The following is an 18,987-nucleotide window of genomic DNA, read 5'->3' as shown; positions in this document are numbered from 1 at the left end:
GGTGAAGGGGTGGGGGAGGGGTTGCTCTTCGAAAGTGATTTCGCGGTCAGACCGAAGAGCGTTCTAGCAGCGGACAGCCGATTAATTGCTGGTCGGCAATAATCGGCTGTCCTGCTGTCAGAGCTGCGAGCGTCTGGACTCCCAGGGCGCCCATTTTTTCAAACGGCAACGCAACCGTGGTCAGCTTGGGCCTGAGGTAGGCCGCAATCAGTTCCTGGTTGTCGAAGCCAATCACGGCGATGTCTCCGGGGATGGTCAGGCCCCGTTCCTTGATGGCGTCGTAAGCGCCCATCGCCATGCGGTCGTTGAGGCAGAACAGGGCGGTTGGCCTGTCCTCCTGCGGGTAGCGGTCCAGGATGCGGCACGCGGCCTCATACCCGCCGTCGGCCGTCGCATATCCGGGCACCACGAGCTCCGGGTCCAGCTCAAGTCCGGCGTCGGCGAGTGCTTCGCGTGCACCCTCCAAGCGCCCGATTGCTGCCGGAATGGCCGGGTCCAGGTTGATGACGCCGATCCTGCGGTGGCCGGCCCGGAGCAAACGTTCGACGGCGGTGCGGCCGCCAGCGCGTTCGTCCGGGACGATCGAGGGCAGCTTCCCGTCGGCGTCGAAGCAGTTGATCAGTACGGTGGGTACTTCCTTGGCGGTTTCGGGCACGTGCACGCCACGGTGGAACGTGGCTGCGTACAGAAGTCCTTCCACGCGCTGCTCCAGCAGCTTTTCGGTTGCTGCGTCCTCCAGGCCCTGGTTGGGTCCTACGGCATCGGCCTGGTCGGAGGGCGCGATGAGCAGGAACTTGCGGTCGAGCCAGGCTTGGTCTTGTGCACCTTTGATGATGTCGACGGCGAACGGTGCCGTGACGATCTCGGTGACAATCCCGTACCAGTCACTGCGCTGGGATGCCAGTGCACGTGCTCCGGCATTCGGGCGGTAGCCCAAGGCCTGGACAGCTTCGTTGATCCGGGTGCGGGTCTCTTCGGAGATGCTGGCATTTTCGCGGTTGCTCAGCACGAACGAAACCGCAGTCCGGGAAACCCCCGCGTGCTTGGCAACATCATTCATGGTGACACCCCGCTGCCGCGCGGCCCCGGCATGGTTCGAGGTGGTGGTTTTCGCCATTGAATGCTCCGGTGTAATCGGTACTGCTGCCAGTTAAGTAACGCGCGTTACTTCGCGCATATAGAGAGGTTACGCGCGTTACTAGTCGTGTGTCAAGGGTTACATTTCCGGGCGGGGGAGTCGCCGCACAACGGGCGATCAACGCACCCCGCACCGAGGGTACGTGCTAGGCGTGCGAATGCAGCCGGGACTGAAGCTGAAGCTGTGTGCGGAGTTCGTCTTCGGTGGGGGGCCGGGCGCCGGCCCGGGATACGGTGATCGCGGCCGCGGCTGCCGCCGTGCGCCCCAGCTGGTCTAGGACGGAAGGGGCCAGGCCGCCGGTTCCGCGCGTGAGGAGTCCCAGGATCAGGGCCGCCATATAGGAGTCACCGGCGCCGATGGTGTCAACCACGGAGGTCTTCACCGCAGGAATGCTGAGGGTGGTGCTGGATGTGGCGAGCAATGAGCCTGATGAGCCCCTGGTGATGACTGCCAGCTCCGCTCCCAGACCCAGGATGTGGGTTGCGGTTTCCTCGAGAGTCTTCCTCGGGTAGAGCCATTCGGCGTCCTCATCGCTGAGTTTGACCACGCTGGTGAGCTGAACCAGTTCCTCGAAAGTGCGACGTGCTTCGGTATGGGTTCCGAGCAGGGCCGGCCTGATGTTGGGGTCGTAGGTGACGATGCACTCGCTGCGGAGTTCCTGGAGCATGGCTTTGACGCCGGCGGCGCCCGGTGGCAGGAAACTCGCGATCGAACCGGTGTGGACGATTCTGGGCGGAGTAAGGGCAGGATCCGGCGGTGCCACATCCCAGGCGATGTCGAAGGCGTAGCTCGCCGAGCCATCGCGGGCGAGGGTGGCGGTCGCCGTCGACGTTCTCTCCAGTGACCGGGAGCCGGGCAGGAGCGTCACGCCGGCGCCCGTGAGGTGCTCCTCAAGTGCGTCACCACGGTGGTCGTTGCCCATGGACGTGAGCAGTCCGGTGCTGACTCCCAGGCGGGCCAGGCCGTAGGCGACGTTGGCCGGTGACCCGCCGGGATGTTCATGGGTTCCCTCGGGCGTTGTCACGACGTCGATCAGGGCCTCCCCGATAACGACGACGTCCAAAGCCTGCCCGGGAGGGTTCGGTTTCCCGTTGTTGTGCATGTCTGTTGTTCCTTGAATTGGTGCTGCCCTAGCCGAGCTGAGCGACCTGGAGGCTGTTCATGGTCGCCGTGCCGCCTACGGCGTAGACGGCGAGGCTGGTGCTGGTCTCCGCCGGGAAGATCAGTTCAGTCATGGTGACCTGGCCGTCCTGGGCAAAGACTTCAGCGGAACAGCGGTCCACGAAGATGGTGAGGTCATAGGAACCCGAGGTTGCCTGGATGGGGGCGCTATCGATGGAGGGAAAGGAATCGTGGAAGTCTGTCCTGCCGGATTCGCGCCGGTCCACGAGCAGTGTGCCTTCGCCCGGGCGGATGCCAACGCGGGTTCCCTTCGTGCCGTCCCCACGCAGGATGAGGCCGAATTCCTCTGCGCCTCCGGGCGTGAAGCTGACGTCAATGCGCTGGACGGTGCCGGCCGCGCCGGCCAGAACCTGCACGCCGTCGTCGATGGTGGTTCCGGAAAGGTGCAACGACTCCGTGCCGGCCAAGGCAGTCCAGTCGCCCGCGGGCTGCTGGACCAGGCACAGTTCTCCGTCGCGGGCCTGGAGTGAAATTTCCCGGGCGAGGCTCATGGGGCTGCGCCAGGGCGTGGTGGGGATCTGGTTGGCGTACTCCCAGTTGTTCATCCAGGCGATCATGAGGCGGCGGTTCTCCGGCGCGTCGCTGAAGGAGACGGCGGCGTAGTAGTCCCGGCCCCAGTCCAGCCATTGGTAGTCGCCCAGCCGGTCCGGGTCCTGGAGGCCTTCGGTCACGGTGCTGGCGGAGGTGAAGGTGGTTCCGTCGAAGTCACCGATGAAGTATTGGCCGGCGGAGCCGTTGTTCGGCCCGCCGGGATTGAGGTTGACGGTGAGGACCCACTTGACGTTTTCCGGGTCGCCGTCCACGGGCAGGGGGAACAGATCGGGGCATTCCCAGACCCCGCCGGTGGCGTTTGCGGGCCCGAAGGTGCTCAGCGGTTCCCAGGCCTTCAGGTCGCGGGACTTGTAGAGCACCACCTGGAAGTCTGTGGCTTCGACGGCGACCATCACCCAGTAACTGTCCGCGCCGCCGTCGTACCAGATGACTTTGGGGTCCCGGAACTCGGCGGACCCGCGGTTAAGCACAGGGTTGCCTCCGTGTTTTGTCCAGCTGTAGCCCCCGTCCAGGCTGTAGGCCAGTGACTGGGCCTGGACGCCCTCATGCAAGGAGCCCGGTTTGAACGCGCTGGTGTAGACCGCCACCAGGGGCGCGGTGGATCCGTCGCCGAAGCCGCTGGTGTTGTGACGGTCATGGACGATGCTGCCGGAGAAGATGTCCTCGTTCTCGTCGCAGGCGATGGCGACGGGATGCTCGGTCCAGGTCAGCAGGTCGGTAGAGGTGGCGTGGCCCCAGGACATGTTTCCCCAAACGTTTCCCACCGGATTGTTCTGGTAGTAGAGGTGGTAGACGCCGTCATGAAAAATAAGGCCGTTAGGGTCATTGAGCCAGGTGTCCTTGGCCGTGAAGTGCAGGGCCGGGCGGTAGCTGTCTGTCGTGGCTGCCGTGCTGGTCGGGGTGAGTGTATCCATGGGGTTCCTTTTGAAAGTACGTGTTATTTGCTCGCGCCGGCCGTAAGGCCTTCGCGGAGGGTTCGTTGGCCGAAGATAAAGACGACCAGTGCGGGCAGCATGGACAGGATCACCCCGGCGAGGACCACCGATATGCTTCCGGTGCCGAGGTTGCCTTGGAGCGTGACCAGGCCGAGGGGGAGAGTGAAGTTCTGTTCGCTGATTGTGAGGATCAGCGGCCGGAAGAACTCGTTCCAGTGGAAGTTGAAGGCGAGGATCCCAACGATGGCCATCCCCGGGACCGCCAGGGGTGCGTAGACGGAACGGAAGATCCGCCACGGTCCGGCACCGTCCAGGGCGGCCGCTTCCGCAAAGTCATTCGGCAGGCCCAGGAAGTACTGGCGCATCAGGAAGGTGCCGAAGGCGGTGGGAATGGCCGGCAGGATCAGGGCCAGCAGGGTATCGGACAGGCCCATCCCGCGGATGAGCATGAACACCGGGACGATGGTGACCTGCACTGGAACCATCATGGTGGCCAGCACCAACGAGAAGATGGCCTTCCTGCCGCGGAAGTCCAGGCGGGCGAAGGCGTAGCCGGCCAGCGTGGCGGAAGCCATCTGGCCAAGCGCGATCAGCCCGGTCACCAGGGCGCTGTTCAGCACCAGGAGGCCGACGTTGATCTGCTTGAACACCTCCTGGTAGGCGGTGAAGTCAGGGTTGATGGGGAGGAAGGACGGCGGCAGGTTGAAGGATTCCGACGGCGTCCGCAGCGAAGTGGACAGGGTCCACAGGACAGGGCCGAGGGTCAGCGCCGCCGCCACCGCCAGCGCGGCGTACCTGCCGACGGTTCCTGCCGCGGGCAGGCGGCGGTTGCGGTAGGTGTTGCGGGTGGCCGGTGTGCCGGTGCTGGAACCCGAATGCTCGTCGGTCCCGGTGTGGAGGGTCTGGCTGGACATAAGGGACCTCACTGGTAGAAGACGAAGCGGCGGCTGAGGCGGAATTGCAGGGCGGTGACGGCAAGGATCAGCACGGTCAGGACCAGGCCGATGGCCGAGGCTTCGCCGAATTCCAGTTGCTGGAAGGCGGATTCAAAGATCACCATGACGGCGGTGCGGGTGGAATCCCCGGGACCGCCGTTGGTCAGGACGTACGGCTGGTCGAAGACCTGCAGGGCACTGATGATCGCCATGACGGAAGCGACCAGCACAGTGGGGCTGATCAGCGGAAGGGTGACGTTGCTGAACTGCTTCCAGCCCGTGGCACCGTCCAGGTTCGCTGCCTCGTGCAGTTCTTTCGGAATGTTGCTCAGGGCGCCGAGGAACAGGAGGAAGGAGAACCCGAAGTTCTGCCAGACGTACACCAGGACAACGACGGCGGCGGAGGCCACGGGACTGGTCAGCCACGGGACTGCGGGAATGCCGATGAGCGACAGGAGCCAGTTCACCACGCCGAACTGTTCGTTGAACATGTACCGCATGAAGATGGACACCGACGCGGCGGAGAGCACCAGGGGAAAGAAGAAGGTGGAACGGAGGAACACCCTGAGCCAGGACGGCATCCTGGCCTGGAGCATGGAAGCCAGGCACAGTGCGATGCCGAGTTGAAGGGTTACTGCGACGACGACGAACACGATGGTGTTCAGGAAGGACACGCGGACGGTGGGGTCCTGTGCCAGGGAGGCGAAGTTGGCGAAACCGACGAACTGGGGTGCTGAGATGATGTCCCAGCGGAAGAAGGCCAGGACCAGCGAGCCGATGATCGGCAGGAAAGTGAACAGGGCCATCCCGAGCAGTGTGGGGGCCAGGAAGATCATTGCCAGCCATCGCTCGACGAACGAGCGGCGCGCTGCCGGTGGCTTCACGGTGTGGCGCGGGGCGGCGGAAGTGGTGGTCATGCGTTCCTCCTGAGGGCCAGTTCGAGATCACGCTGCAGGGTGCCCATCGCTGACCGTACGCCGGCGGAGCTGCCGCTGACGGCGGCGGAAACGTTTTTCATCAGGGCAGTTTCCACGGCGGCCTGCTGCGGCGGCGCGGGGATCGGACCTGAGGTGGGGAACCTGTCCAGGGTGTCGTAGAAGACCTTCCAGTGCCGGGGCCCGGTGGCCGCATAAAAGGACTCGTTCACCATCGAACGGCGGGTGGGAGTGGTGTTCGGCTTGGGAATGGCCAACTGCATCGCTTCGCGGCTGGAGCAGAACTTCACCCATTCCCAGGCTGCGTCCTTGTCCTTCGCCGTGCGCATGATCGCATAGCCGGCAGCACCGAACTGGTGCCGCTGCGTCCGCCAGCGGGGGAAGAACTGCACGTCGAACTGGTCGGCCGTCATGCCGGCCTCATGCAGGCCCTGCGCCCAGTAGCCCCCCGCCGGCGTGGTGCCGATGCGGTTGTTCGCGAACAGGCCCACCAGGGCGTTGCCGCCCCCGGATTCAGGCCGCACGCCCAGTCCTTCGGCAACAAGTTCGCGCAGGTAGTCAAAGGTCTCCACAACCCGCGCGTCCTCGGCGTTGGGGGCCAGCCACTGATACCCTCCGCCGCGGGTGGACCGGGCAGGGTCCTTGGGATAAAAGCGGTCCCACAGCCAGTCCCCGCCGGAAGCCTTGCTCTCCGTGAGGAAGCTGGTGTCGTTGGCGTACAGCCACGGCACTACTCCGCCAAATAGCCGGTTGGTCCAGTAGTACGGGGTGAAGTCCGCCGGCCGTGCTTTCCGCAGGGCGCGGAGGGTGGCGCTGAAGTCATCCTGCGTCCAGTCGTCCTTCGGCCGGTCAAGGCCGGCCTGGGCGAAGGTGGTGGTATTCAAGTACATGTTCGCCGCGTTCCAGTCCAGCGGAAGCTGGTAAAGGCTTCCCTGGTACATGAAGGCTTCCAGCAAGCTCGGATGAACGTCATCGAAGTAGTCGCGCATATCGGCAGCGTCCCGGCGGACATAGTCATCCAGCGGCTCGGCGAGCTTGTCGGCGAACAGCTGGGCGCCCTCGGTGGCCACGTAGACGACGTCCGGCGGCGTGCCGGCCGCCACCATGGTGAGGATTTTGGAAAAGAAATCCTTCCAGTCCGCGCCCTGGATGGCCTGCACCTGCACCGGGATATCCGGATGGGCGGCGGTAAAGGCCTGAACGAGGCCCTGGCGCGCCGCGGCGTCCGCTGCAGTTCCAAGGATGGCGATGTTCAGGGCCTTGCTGCCACGGCCCGGAATGTCGGTTCCGGTAAGTCGTGGCCAGGCTCCCAGGGTGGCTCCCGCCACCGCGAGACCCGTCAGGCCCAGCATGGAACGCCGCGTGAATTGTGAAATCCCGCTGACGGACCGCGGCGTAAACGGGGGGTTGGGTTGCCCCGTTGTCTTTTCAGACGTCATTGTCGGCTCCTCCTAACACGTGTTAAGTAGAGTAGGTTCGGGGCCTAACACGTGTCAAGTGATTTAGCGTGCTTGGTTGTGGGGTGCCATCCGGAAGGCTCAGGAAGGCAGGCCCTTCTCGGCGCAAGGCACAGAGGTTAGGGCTGGTACTGGCCGTTCCTGCCGGGTTCACTTGGCGGTGGTGAAGGCGTCCGTTTGCTTTAGCCCGCGGGGACGGCAGCGGTTGAAGCCCGTGGGATGACCCGGCAGGGCACGCGGAGCGTTCCCTCTTCCGTGTCCTCCGTCGCCGTAGTTTTTCCTTCCACCGCATCCAGCAGCATGGACATGGCCGCCGCTCCAATTTCGGCGTGGGGAAGCGCCACCGTGGTCAGCGCGGGAACAAGGTTCGCGGCCAGATTCTGCTGGTCGTCGTAGCCGACCACGGACAGATCCTGCGGTACGCGCAGTCCTGCGGCGGCCGCGTACAGCAGTACTCCGGTGGCCACCCTGTCGTTCGAGCAGACGATCGCCGTCGGCCGGTTGCTGCCGCCCAGCACGGAGGAAGCGGCCCGGTAGCCCTCATCGATGTCCCACCCGGTCGCGTGGACGTGCTGTTGTTCACGGCCCAGCCCTGCTGCTTCCATCGCCTCGCGGTAACCCTGTTCGCGCTGTGGGGCGGCAGGGGAGCTGAGGGTTCCGGTCAGCAACGTGATGCGGCGGTGGCCCAGGTCAATCAGAAGCTGTGCCGCGGCGCGCCCGCCTTCTACCTCTGCCGGTATGACCGACTGGAGCCCGGCTGCCCCATCCGTGCAATTGGCCAGAATGGCCGGCAAGGTCAGCATCGCCGGCGGGGCGTTAATTTCGCGCAGGCTGCCGGTGGCATACATGATCCCGTCCACCTGCCGGTGGACGAGCTGCTGGGCCGCGGCGCTCTCGCGGGCCCTGTCATGTTCTGTGTCGACTACCAGGACCATGTACCCGCGGGCCAGGGCCGTGCGGGACGCGCCGCTGATCAGCCGCCCCGCGAAGGGGCTGGTGACGATGTCATCCGTAATGATGCCGATCGTTGACGTTTGCTGGTTGCGCAGGCTGACGGCAACCGAATTGGGCGTGTAGTCCAGTTCTGCCGCGGCGCGGAGCACGCGCTCCTGGCGCTCTGCGGTGACGTTGCCGGTCGCCCTGCCGTTGAGCACCAGTGATACCGCGCTGCGGGACACTCCCGCCCGCCGTGCAACGTCCAATGCCGTCGCTTTACGTTTGACCATACCGGGCCCCCTTGCTTTTCGGCCTAGCATACCTAACTCGTGTGAGGTTTAGAGGTGCCCACCAGGATCAGTCAGCAGCGATCAGCCAATGATGGGCCGCTCTTCCGGGAGGCGGTACAGGCGGGGGTGGGCCGAAAGCGCAAGGGCCGACGCGACTGCCACGGTCCCGATGCGTCCAGTGAACATCAGCGCCATAAGGACCCACTGGGCCGCCGGGGGGAGGTGGTACGTGATGCCGGTGCTCAGACCTACCGTGGCGAAGGCGGAGATGGATTCAAAAAGGACTTTTTCAAGGCCGTAATCGGTGAACATCAGCAGGAGCATGGTTCCGGCTATGACCGCAGCGATGCCCAGGAGCGCCACAGACAGTGCCTGGCGCTGGGAGGATGAGCTAATGGATCGGTGGGCAATGGTGACCTGGTCGCGGCCGCGGACTTCGTTCCAGATGGCGAAACCCAGGACCAGGAACGTGGTGATTTTGATGCCGCCGGCGGTGCCGGCGCTGCCGCCGCCGATGAACATCAGGATGTTGGTTACCATGAGCGTTTCCGGCGCGGCAACACCGTAGTCGATGCTGTTGAAGCCGGCGGTGCGGGGAAAAACACTGCCGGCAAATGAACCGAGAATCTTGCCGGTGGGGGAGAGCTGGCCCAGGGTTTCGTTCCGATTCCATTCGAAAGCCGCGAACAGTGCTGTCCCGGCCGCAAGCAGCAGGAGCGTTCCGTAGATTGTCAGGCGCAGGTGGATGCTCCAGTATTTGGGGGCCAACTCACCGCGCGTGAGTTGGATGATCACCGGGAAGCCCAGCCCGCCGGCGATGATGGCCAGGCAGATGGGGGTGATGATCCAGGGATCTTCGGCGAAACCGATGAGGTTGTCGCTATAGACGGAAAAGCCGGCATTATTGAATGCGGAAATGGCGTGGAAGATTCCGTGCCAGAGGGCGGTGGCGGGGTTTTGGTCATAGGCGATCCAAAACCGGGTGGTCAGGATTAGGGCTGCTGCGGCTTCGAACGAGAGCATGATTTTTGCTACCCGCAGCAGCACCGCCCGGACGTCGCCAAGGTTGAGTGTGTGCGTCTCTGACTGGGCGACGAGCTGGCCGCGCAACCCGATGCTCTTCCGGACCAGCAGCGCCAGGAGCGTTGCCAGGGTCATGATCCCGAATCCGCCTACTTGGATAAGGCCGAGGATGATGCCCTGCCCCAAAGGGGTCCAGAACGTTGCCGTATCTACAGTGATTAGGCCTGTGACGCAGACGGCCGAGACCGCGGTGAACGCGGCGGGCAGGAACCCTTCAGACCCGCCGTCGGTCCTTGCCGCCGGGAGCATCAGCAGTGCGGTACCGATCATGATGACCAGCAGGAACGCGACCGGGACTGCCCTGACCGGGTGGGTCATCAGCCTGCGGACGAAGCTTTCCTTTCCGGGCTTGCCATTCCTGGCTTCCCGCAGCATTTTTTGGACAGCGGCGACACTGGCAGGGTCCGGCCCCGGGGTTCCGGTTTGCGGCGGCGGGCCGCTCCTGCGGAGACTCATCCCACGTGGATGCCCGGGCGCCGGTCCGGGTCAGGTTCGTTTTCGCGGATGATTTCCCGGACAACGGGGGCAGTGTCACCGCGGCCCAGGAGGAGGTAGCGCATCAGGTGGGCCAGTGGGTTTCCCTCCGACCACTCGAAGTAGGCGTGCGGCCGCACGCCCGTGCCATCCCGCAGGGCAAGGAGGATCGCTGCGATGGCGTTCGGTGCGGCGGGGCTGTGGGCCCGCAATACCCTGTGGCCGTCCACTTCCACGCCCCGAACGTCCAGGGTGTCGCTGAACTCGGAGGGGTCGGTGATATCGATTTCCAGGAAGATGACGTCCGCAGTGCCAGGCACGGGGTTGTTTTCCCGCTGTTCGGTTTCCTTATCTCTGTATTCCGCGCTGTCGCGGTCCTGTGGGCGGTGCGCGATGACATTGATCCGGCCGTCGAACTCCAGCGTGTCGGCAATGAAGCGCCGCGCGGTCTCGTCGAACTCAATGCTGTCCACGCGCAGTTCGGTGGTGCGGCTGACCCGGGAGACAAGGGAGACTGCGACGATGCCGAGGATGAAGAACACGGAGATGGTGATGCCGTCCGGTTTCTCGACCACGTTCGCGGCGAGGGCGTAGAGCATCACCAGCGTGAGCAGAGTGAAACCGATGGACGCCGCGCGCTGCTTCCTGCGGATGGCGGAGATGGTGACGGCAACGGCGCCGGAGACCATCATGGCAAGGATTCCGGTGGCGTACGCCCCCGCCTGGGCGTTGACGTCCGCGTTGAATCCGATGGTGATCAGGATGCTGATGGCTGTGTAGACCAGCACCACGGGCCGGACGGCGCGGGACCAGTCCGGGGCCATGCCGTAGGAGGGCAGGTAGCGCGGAACGATGTTGATCAGGCCCGCCATGGCGGACGCGCCTGCGAACCAGAGGATGAGGATGCTGCTGATGTCGTAGGCGGAGCCGAAGCCGTTGCCGAGGTTCTCGTGGGCCAGGTATGCAAGTGCACGGCCGTTGGCCTCGCCCCCGGATTGGAACTGTTCCGCCGGAATAAGCACGGTGGTGACGAAGCTGCTGCCGAGCAGGTAGACGCTCATGATCAGGGCCGCTGCAGTCAGGAGCTTGCGGGTGTTCTTGATCCGGCCGGCGAGTTTTTCCGCGGCCGTGTCGCCTTTGGAAGCCACCAGGGGCATCATGCTGACACCGGTCTCGAAGCCTGACAGCCCCAGCACCAGCAGGGGGAAAGCCAGCAGGGCGGGCCCGATCGCCCCGCCCAAACCGCCGCCGGAGGAGGTCAGGGCAGCGGTCCAGCCGGTCAAAGCGCCAGGGGTAGTGAAGATCTCGATCATTCCGGCCACGATGATGACGGCGTTCATCAGCAGGAAGACCGCCACGAGCGGAATTGCGACGGCGACGGCTTCCGAAAAGCCCAGCAGGAACACCCCGCCCAGGATCAGGAGCAGGACCACGGTGATTGCCACGGCCTGGCCTTCAAGGAAGGGCGGCAGGTAGGGGTTTTCGAGCAGGTGCACGCTCGCATCGGCGGCCGACAGCGTAATCGTGATGATCCAGGAAGTTGCCACGAAACCGAGCAGGATGAGCACGAAAACCTTCCCGCGCCAGAACGGCAGGAGCCGTTCAAGCATTGCAACAGATCCCTGCCCGTGGGGGCTTTCCTTGGCCACCCGCCTGTACATCGGCAGCATCCCGAGCAGTGTCAGGGCCACGATCAGCAGGGTTGCAAGCGGGGACAGGGCGCCGGCTGCAAGGGCGGCGATGCCGGGAAGATAGGACAGCGTCGAAAAGTAGTCCACCCCGGTGAGGCACATGACTTTCCACCAGCTCTGCTGGGGTGCATGGGCTTCGGCTGCCTCCGGGCCGACGGGCTGGTGGACCCGGTGTTCCATCAGCCACCGGACCAACCCGTTGCCGGGCTCAATCTTGCGTTCGGGGTTTGGAACGGTGGCGGGAAGGGAGGACTGGGCGGGAGCCGTCAAGGACGTGTCTTTCTTTACTGCCGGACACAGGCACACGGGTCCCGTTTCCAGGCGCGGCGCTGTGCTGATAACCACCGGAGCGTAGCACCGGGCAGGAAGCCCCCGGCTGGCATTTCCGGGGATCTTAATGCTTTCTTAACGCCTGTCTGCCGGTCACTCCTGGAAGCGGTAACCCAGCCCTGTTTCAGTCAGCAGGTGCCGGGGGTTGCCCGGGTCCACTTCAAGCTTCCGCCGCAGCTGTGCGAGGTAAACCCGCAAGTAGGCGGTTTCACCCGCGTAGCCGGGTCCCCACACCTGGGTGAGGATCTCCTCGTGGGTGACCAGGGCCCCGCTGTTCCTGACCAGCAGTTCAAGGATGTTCCACTCGGTGGGGGTCAGCCTTACTGCGACCCCGCGCCGGGTCACCTGTTTGGCGGGCAAATTGACGGTAAAGCCATCAGTCTTCACGATGGGTGCGTCCCCCGGTGCCCCGCGGCGCAGGGCGGCGCGGAGGCGCGCAAGGAGTTCATCCATCCCGAACGGCTTTGTCACATAGTCATCCGCCCCTGCGTCCAGGGCCTGGATCTTGTCATCGGAGCCGTGCCGTGCAGAGAGGACCACGATGGGTACTTCGTTCCAGCGCCTCAGCCGGCGGATGACTTCGACGCCGTCCAGGTCGGGGAGCCCCAAGTCCAGGATGATGACGTCCACCTGATGCTTCGCAGCCTGCTCCAGCGCGCCCTGCCCGCTGAAGGCGGTCACCGTGGAGTAACCCCGGGCGTTCAGGTTGATCTGCAGGGCACGGAGGATCTGGACCTCGTCATCAACGATCAGGACCGCTGCCATGGTGCTCCTTCCATGCCGGCTTCCGGCGCAACGCCGGTGGAGAGCGGAAGCCGGACCACCATGGTCAGCCCCCCGCCCGGAGTCGGTTCAGCCAGCAGGACCCCGCCCATGGCCTCGGTGAAACCTTTCGCGACAGCAAGGCCAAGGCCGACCCCCGTCCCCGGAGTGGTGTCATCCGCGCGCTGAAAGGGCCGGAACATTGCCAGCACTTCAGTGGCGGGGATGCCCGAGCCGTGATCAACCACGGTGAGCTCACTGGCAGGGACCTCCCCAATCCTTGCACTGCCCGCGCCTCCCACTGCTCCGGCAATCACCACGTCAGAGTCGGGGGCATACTTGAGCGCATTCTCCACCAGGTTAGCGATAACGCGCTCCAGCATCCCGGGATCGGCGTCAACCGGGGGCATGTTGTCCGGCAACAGCACCCGGAGCCGCTCCGAGGCCGTTCCCCGCAGCGCTTCGCCCACCACGTCCACCCAGTAGACCGGCCGGATCAGCGGCGCCACCGAGTCGGCGGTGATCCTGGACATGTCCAGGAGGTTGCTGACCAGCCGGTCCAGCCTGTCCGCTCCGTGCTCGATGGTGGCAAGCAGCTCTTCCTGCTCCTCGGCTCCGAAGGTGATGGTCTTGTCGCGCAGGCTGCTGGAGGCCAGCTTGATGCCCGCCAAGGGTGTGCGCAGGTCATGGGAAACCGCCCGCAGAATGGAGGTCCTCATGGTGTTCCCCTCAGCCAGGCGCAGGTTTTCACGCTGGCTGGCGGAAAGTTCCTCGCGCTGGACCATGGCCAGCAGGTGCGCGCCGAAGGCGGCCAGGAGGCGCCTTTCGTCCTGGGATAGTTCCCTTCCTGCCAGGGTGAGCATCCTGTCGCCGTCGAGCTGCTCCACCGTGTCCGCCTCCGAGACATCAGCAGGGCGGGATGCCCCCGAGAATCCCTGAAGCTCCCACACAGCGGCCCTGCCCGGACCGGTTCCACGCCTGGCCCACAGCCCTGCACCCTTGACCTGGAAATGCTCCCTCACCTGATCCAGGAAGGCGGGAATGCTGTTGCCTTCAGAAACGGCCCGGCGGCTCAATTCACCCAGGACGGCGGCTTCCGCGCCGGCAATGTGTGCTTCCTTGCTGAGCTTGGCTGAGCGGTCAACCACCAGCGAGACCGCCACTGCCACCAGGACAAAGATCAGCAGGGCCAGGACGTTTTCGGGGTCGATTACCGACAGGGACCCCACCGGCCGGACGCTGAAGTAGTTCACAATGAGCCCCGCAACCACAGCCGCCGCCACGGCTGGCCACAGCCCGCCGAGCAGCGCGACACCAACGATGCCGGTCAGGTGGACCAGCATGTCCGTTGAGAGCTGGTTGTGGGGGAGGAGGTCCAGAGTGAACTGCAGGAGAGGAGGAAGCCCCACCGCCAGGGCGAACGCCGGTATCTCCCGGCGCCGGCCCAGCCTTGGAGGTGTCCGTCTTGGGCGCCCGGACGGGCCGGGAAGCAGGTTGATGAGGTGGACGTCGATAGTGCCGGCGTTCCGCATCACGTCTGCGGCCACCCCGTGCCGGCCCTTGAAGAGGGACCGGCGGGAGGGGGAGCCCACCATGATCTGGGTTGCGTTGATGCTCCTGGCGAAGTCAGGCAGGGAGGAACCAGCGTCCTGTCCGCCAATGGCGTGGAACACCCCGCCGAATTCTGCCGTAAGCCTGCGCAGCACTTCCAAGTCCTTGCCGGACTCCGGATCATGCCCCTCTGTGCTGGTGCGGACGTGGACAACATGGAGCTCCCCGCCAGCAGCAGCGGCGAGCATCCTTGCTGCCCGGCGGATCAATGCCTGGTCCTGGCTCTTCCCGCCCACCCCGACCGCGATCTTTTCCCGGGCCGGCCGGCTGTCCCTGACACTCTTGGAATCCTTGTAGTCCGACAGGTCCGCGTCCACGCGCTCGGCCAGCCACAACAACGCAAGTTCCCGCAAAGCGGAAAGTGTGCCAATGCGGAAGACGCCGCCAAGAGCGGCGTCCGCCTCGTCCCGGGTGCAGTAGATCTTTCCGTCTGCGAGCCGCTGGCGCAGCAGCTCGGGTGAGGCGTCCACCAGCTCAATCTGGTTGGCACCCCGCACGACGGCGTCCGGGACAGTGGAGACTTCCTGCACTCCCGTGACCTCCCGGACCGCGTCGGCCAGTGATTCGAGGTTCCTGATGTCCAGGGTGGAGATGACATCAATCCCTGCTTCGAGCAGGGCGTCCACCTGCTCCCACCGGCGTGCACCGGCTGAGAAATCTGCGTAATCGTCAACCAGGACAATGTCCGGGGCCCGGTCCTTGAGCGCCTGGACGTCCAGCCCGCTCCCCAGACCCTGGCTCCCTGGTTCCGGGCACAGTTCCAGGCCCTTCAGCAGTTTCACGTTGTCGGCACGGCTTTTTGGCGCGACTGCACCGACCACGACGGAGAAGCCCTCACTGGCCAGCCTGTGGCCTTCTTCCAGCAGCGCAAACGTCTTGCCCGCCCCAGGGGCGGCTCCCAGGAAGATGCGCAGGTTACCTCGTGCCATGGCTCTATTGTTCCCCCTGTTTGACGGGGGTTTAGCCGCTGGATCCCTGCGCTGCCACCGGTGCCAGTTTCAGGTCTGTCTGCACAAGCCGATCCGTTCCGCCTCAGCAGTGGCCCGCATATCCTTCCCCGTCATGAGATCAGCCGGGAGGTTACAGCAGCACGTCCTCGAAAGCATGAAGCTCATGGGCTGGCGTTGCTGTGGCCAGCGCTTCCTGGGCGTGGGGGAGCGGCTCGAACTCGTTGTTCATCGGGTCCCAGCTAAAGAGATAGCCGAAGTCCAGGCCGGTGAGTTCGCTGATCCTGCGGACCGGGACCTGGAAGGTAACCGGCGTGAAGGCCTCCTTCAGCATGTCCCCAACCAGTTCATGCTGGCTGATCATGTAGGCACTGGCTGAGGGGCTGCCGTCCGGGCGTTGAAAAACGGGGATTTTCCAGAAGGCCAGCGGGACGCGTGTTCCCTGGAACTCCGGATCGCTGTCGGTGAAGACCGGGCCTGTGAACACCGTGAGCCGCAGCTTGTCAGCCTTCGCGGTGTCCAGCAGGTAGTCCTCAAGGCCGGCCCATAGGGATGCACCCTGGTTGAACTTCTTGTGTTGGGGGGAGCAGTTGGCGAAATGGAAGGTGTCATCGTTGGCTGCCCGTGCAACGGTGTCCGGGCCCCAGACTGGATCCAGCCGCCGTACAAGGTGCCCGCGGTCAAAGTCGTTGCCCGCGTAGAGATCTCCGCCAAGTTGTTCGGACCGGTCCAGCCGGGGGTCGAAGTACCACTTGTCCCGTTCCCGCTTCGGGGATTGGCTGAGGCTGCCATCGACGTTCACGGCAGTGTAGAGGGCCAGCCTCCTCCTGCGGTTCATGACGAGGCTGAAGTGGTGGTAGTCCAGCACCGTTGGATCCTGCCCTGGGGCCGCGCGGCGGTTCTGTGCTGCGTCGGCGTGCTGTTCGGCTGTGAGGGCCGGCAACGGAACACGCACACCCAGGAAATCGGGGTCGTATCCTTTCCTCCCCGAATAGTCGGGGTCTATGGCCACGGCTTCCTCGGCCACCGCGCCCCCGCTGCCCGGAACGGCGTCGACGGTCCAGTCTGCAGCAGAAGGGGTCGGATTTTGTGCCGACTGTACCGCGCCGAGCCGGACAGTGATGTGGAGGGGGATGGTGAGGGACACGGCCCCATCCGCAGGGAGCAGCGATGGCTCCGCCGGTTGAGGCGGTTGGGGCTGGACCGAAGTCCGGTGTTCTTCCACCGGGTGTGGCTTTTCAGCAACCAGGGGAGGCGGGTTGAGGGCTTCCTCCAGCAGGGCCCGTTCTTCTTTTGTCATGCCGTCGGCGTGCGTACCGAGCCAGGCCAGGATGCTGCTGATGCGGATCCCCTCGTTTGCCACCCATTGAATCCGCAGCTCATCCTGGGTCTTGTCCCACACGGTGCCGTCCACGGTCAGGATCTCTCCTGCTGCATTGCGGGCCGGGACGCCGGAATGGTGGAGGCCCAGCACTTCCCACTGGTTGTTGAACAGGGGTGAACCGGAGGAGCCCGGCGATGTGTCCGTGTGGTAGTGCAGGAACTGGTCAAAGCGGTCGATGAGTTCGTTCTGCTGCAGCGCGAGCTGTTTCTCCTGGCCTTCCGGGTGCTGGATGATGTTGATGGATTCGCCCAGCAGGATCTTGCCCTGATCCCTGGTGGTGCGGTTGAAGCCGAAGCCGGCCAGCGGCAGGGAGGCGCCCGCCCCGTCGGGACGTGACGCCGCCGCAACCGCTATTACGGTGACATCCAGTCCGGCGTCCGTCCGGAAGAAGGTGTCCGGCTCAAGATCGAACTGCGATGCAGCAAGGGGAAGGCCGCTGAGGCCGTTTTGGAAGTTGAACTCCAGGCGGGAGAAGCGGGCGGACTGTGCGTCTGCCAGCACGTGGTTGTTCGTCAGCGCCAGGCGCGGCGAGATCATGAAGCCCGTCCCGAAAGAGCGGATCTGGAAACGGTCGCGGACAATAACCCTGCCCACACTGCGTGAGACCGCCGTGCCCAACTCCAGGAAAGCGATGCCCAGCAGGTTGTTTCCGCCGATGATCCTTTCCAGCACCACCTCATCCCGCACCTGGCCAGGCGCTGCCGGTGAGGTGTCCGCCGTCGCCCTCAGCGCGTCCGCAACCACCGGCTGGCGCATGACCCGCCTGCTGCGCAGTTCCACGCGTTCCGTCGAATCGACGTTGAGGATGCTTCCCTGCGGAGTATGGGCTTCCGCGATCTTTTCCTCCGTTCCCGCGCGTGGACCCTTGCGGGCATGGAACCGCGCCTGGGTGGCGGTAAGAACGTCGTCCGGTATGGCCATTTGTCCGCTCCTTGGGACTTACAGCAAGGCGGTCATTGGCCGCTTCGGATAAAGCGCCGGGCCAACCTAGTTGGCATTCGTAGGTGCCTGCACCAGGCCCGCCCCAACGTCTACGGGATCAGTGCCGGCCTTAAGCGGCTTGAACGTTCCGGAAGCGATCAGTTTTGCCTGGAGGAGCACAGGACTGAGGGGCCCCTGCGCCAGGAGCCGCTCCGCCCAGAGTGCTGCCACCCCGGCCACGTGCGGGGTGGCCATGCTGGTGCCGCTGATCGTTCTGGTTCCGCCGTTGAGCCAGGCGCTGAACACCCCGACGCCGGGACCCGCCACAGTCGCCATCGTGTTTGAGAAGGGCGCCACGGTAAGTCCGCCCCCGCCGTCGGCCAGGGCAGCCACTGACGTGATCCCGAAGGCGGCAGCCGGTGGTGCCACGTTGATCTCGTATGCGGGGTTGCCGTTCCGTTCACTCTCATTGCCGGCAGCGGCGACCACAATCGTCGTCTGGGCAACGGAGGCCCGCGCGTTGAGAAGGTTGGCGAGCTGTTCGAAAAGCCGGATGTTGGCGCGGTAGCCTTCGAGCGCTATGGAGGTGGCGGCGGGGATGGCCAGCCCGTGCACGTTCACCAGCTCGTCCACCCATCCGGGGAAGTCAATGCCCAGCGACATGGAGATGACGTGGGCGCCGTTGTCGGTGGCCCACAGCATTGCGGAGGCAAGGATGTCGCTGCTGCCGCCGTTGGGGCCTCCGAGGACTTTGCCGATGACCGCTTTCTGGACGCCGGGTGCGACGCCGATGCGCTGGCCTGAGATGTCGCGGCCAAAGATCGTGCCGGCGCAGTGTGTGCCGTGGCCGTTGTCGTCCTCGGCGCTCCCCGCGCCGGTGAAGTCCTTGGTGACCAGGTTGACGCCGGTGAAGGCCGGGTGGTTGGCGGCGATGCCGGTGTCCAGCACCGAGACGGTCACTCCGGTGCCGGAGAAGGGGGAGGTGTCCGCGCCAACAGCCTTGACGCCCCACGTTGCCGCGGCGGACGGCGCAGCATCGGCGTCGAAGGGTTCAATGAGCTTCATGGGCATGGCGGGGGCAAAACCCAGGACCGTGGGGTCGTTCCGCAGGGCGTTGAGGGTCGCAGCGGAGGGGTTCTCGTCCCGCTCGACAGTCATGCCCACAGCCCGTTCGGCGATGTTCTGCGCTGCGCTTTCGAGCCCCGGGGAGGCTCCCGGTCCATCGAACGGGTCACGGGTGGCGCCGAGGGACGGCGCGCGCAGAATCATGATTTTCTGGTTGAACAGCTTGGTCATCCTGGGCTCCTTGGCCTCTACGCGGAACGGTCTGCGCCGATGGCGCAGCGGCGGCAGCGGACGTATCAGCCGGCATGGTGAACGTCTGGTCCCACCCGTGGCCAGTTGTACGCCGCGAAGCGTTACAT

Annotated in this window: 13 protein-coding genes; all 13 read right to left on the bottom strand. The window is 64.9% G+C overall.

The features are described from left to right. Positions 1–46 precede the first annotated feature (46 nt). The gene (locus WHH00_RS09990) at positions 47–1,117 is read right to left on the bottom strand and encodes a LacI family DNA-binding transcriptional regulator (protein ID WP_406632406.1); all 1,071 of its coding nucleotides are present in this window, start codon (positions 1,115–1,117) and stop codon (positions 47–49) included. 166 nt (positions 1,118–1,283) lie between these two features. After that, positions 1,284–2,240 (bottom strand): carbohydrate kinase family protein, encoded by a 957-nt coding sequence (locus WHH00_RS09985; protein ID WP_406632404.1) that lies wholly within the window; start codon positions 2,238–2,240, stop codon positions 1,284–1,286. Positions 2,241–2,268: 28 nt separating this feature from the next. After that, a complete protein-coding gene (locus tag WHH00_RS09980; protein ID WP_406632402.1) occupies positions 2,269–3,786 on the bottom strand; it encodes a glycoside hydrolase family 32 protein in 1,518 nt (505 codons plus the stop codon). A 23-nt stretch (positions 3,787–3,809) separates the two neighbouring features. After that, positions 3,810–4,721 carry a carbohydrate ABC transporter permease gene (locus WHH00_RS09975; protein ID WP_406632400.1) on the bottom strand — a complete coding sequence of 304 codons (912 nt, stop codon included), beginning with the start codon at positions 4,719–4,721 and terminating at the stop codon, positions 3,810–3,812. Between the two features lie 8 nt (positions 4,722–4,729). Beyond that, the gene (locus tag WHH00_RS09970) at positions 4,730–5,659 is read right to left on the bottom strand and encodes a carbohydrate ABC transporter permease (RefSeq protein WP_406632398.1); all 930 of its coding nucleotides are present in this window, start codon (positions 5,657–5,659) and stop codon (positions 4,730–4,732) included. After that, positions 5,656–7,116: an extracellular solute-binding protein gene (locus WHH00_RS09965; RefSeq protein ID WP_406632396.1), complete on the bottom strand. Its 1,461-nt coding sequence runs from the start codon at positions 7,114–7,116 to the stop codon at positions 5,656–5,658. The genes WHH00_RS09970 and WHH00_RS09965 overlap by 4 nt, the downstream gene beginning before the upstream one ends. 200 nt (positions 7,117–7,316) lie before the next feature. Then, positions 7,317–8,360 (bottom strand): LacI family DNA-binding transcriptional regulator, encoded by a 1,044-nt coding sequence (locus tag WHH00_RS09960; protein WP_406632394.1) that lies wholly within the window; start codon positions 8,358–8,360, stop codon positions 7,317–7,319. A gap of 81 nt (positions 8,361–8,441) precedes the next feature. Continuing rightward, positions 8,442–9,899, bottom strand: coding sequence for a TrkH family potassium uptake protein (locus tag WHH00_RS09955; RefSeq protein ID WP_406632392.1), 1,458 nt, complete (start codon positions 9,897–9,899; stop codon positions 8,442–8,444). Further along, positions 9,896–11,878 carry an amino acid transporter gene (locus WHH00_RS09950; protein WP_406632390.1) on the bottom strand — a complete coding sequence of 661 codons (1,983 nt, stop codon included), beginning with the start codon at positions 11,876–11,878 and terminating at the stop codon, positions 9,896–9,898. Before WHH00_RS09950 ends, WHH00_RS09955 begins: the two co-directional genes overlap by 4 nt. A 153-nt stretch (positions 11,879–12,031) precedes the next feature. Further along, positions 12,032–12,703 (bottom strand): response regulator, encoded by a 672-nt coding sequence (locus tag WHH00_RS09945; protein WP_406632388.1) that lies wholly within the window; start codon positions 12,701–12,703, stop codon positions 12,032–12,034. Further along, on the bottom strand, positions 12,688–15,240 hold the full coding sequence (locus tag WHH00_RS09940) for a DUF4118 domain-containing protein (protein WP_406638438.1): 2,553 nt from the start codon (positions 15,238–15,240) through the stop codon (positions 12,688–12,690). Before WHH00_RS09940 ends, WHH00_RS09945 begins: the two co-directional genes overlap by 16 nt. A 151-nt stretch (positions 15,241–15,391) precedes the next feature. After that, positions 15,392–17,563 (bottom strand): DNA/RNA non-specific endonuclease, encoded by a 2,172-nt coding sequence (locus WHH00_RS09935; RefSeq protein WP_406638436.1) that lies wholly within the window; start codon positions 17,561–17,563, stop codon positions 15,392–15,394. Positions 17,564–17,629: 66 nt separating this feature from the next. Next, entirely contained in the window at positions 17,630–18,859 is a 1,230-nt protein-coding gene (locus tag WHH00_RS09930) for a S8 family peptidase (RefSeq protein WP_406638434.1), read from the bottom strand. Positions 18,860–18,987: the final 128 nt, after the last annotated feature.

The organism is Pseudarthrobacter quantipunctorum, assembly GCF_045291495.1.
GTDB classification, from domain to species: Bacteria; Actinomycetota; Actinomycetes; order Actinomycetales; family Micrococcaceae; genus Arthrobacter; species Arthrobacter quantipunctorum.
This window is presented reverse-complemented; position numbering and strand designations above follow the sequence as displayed.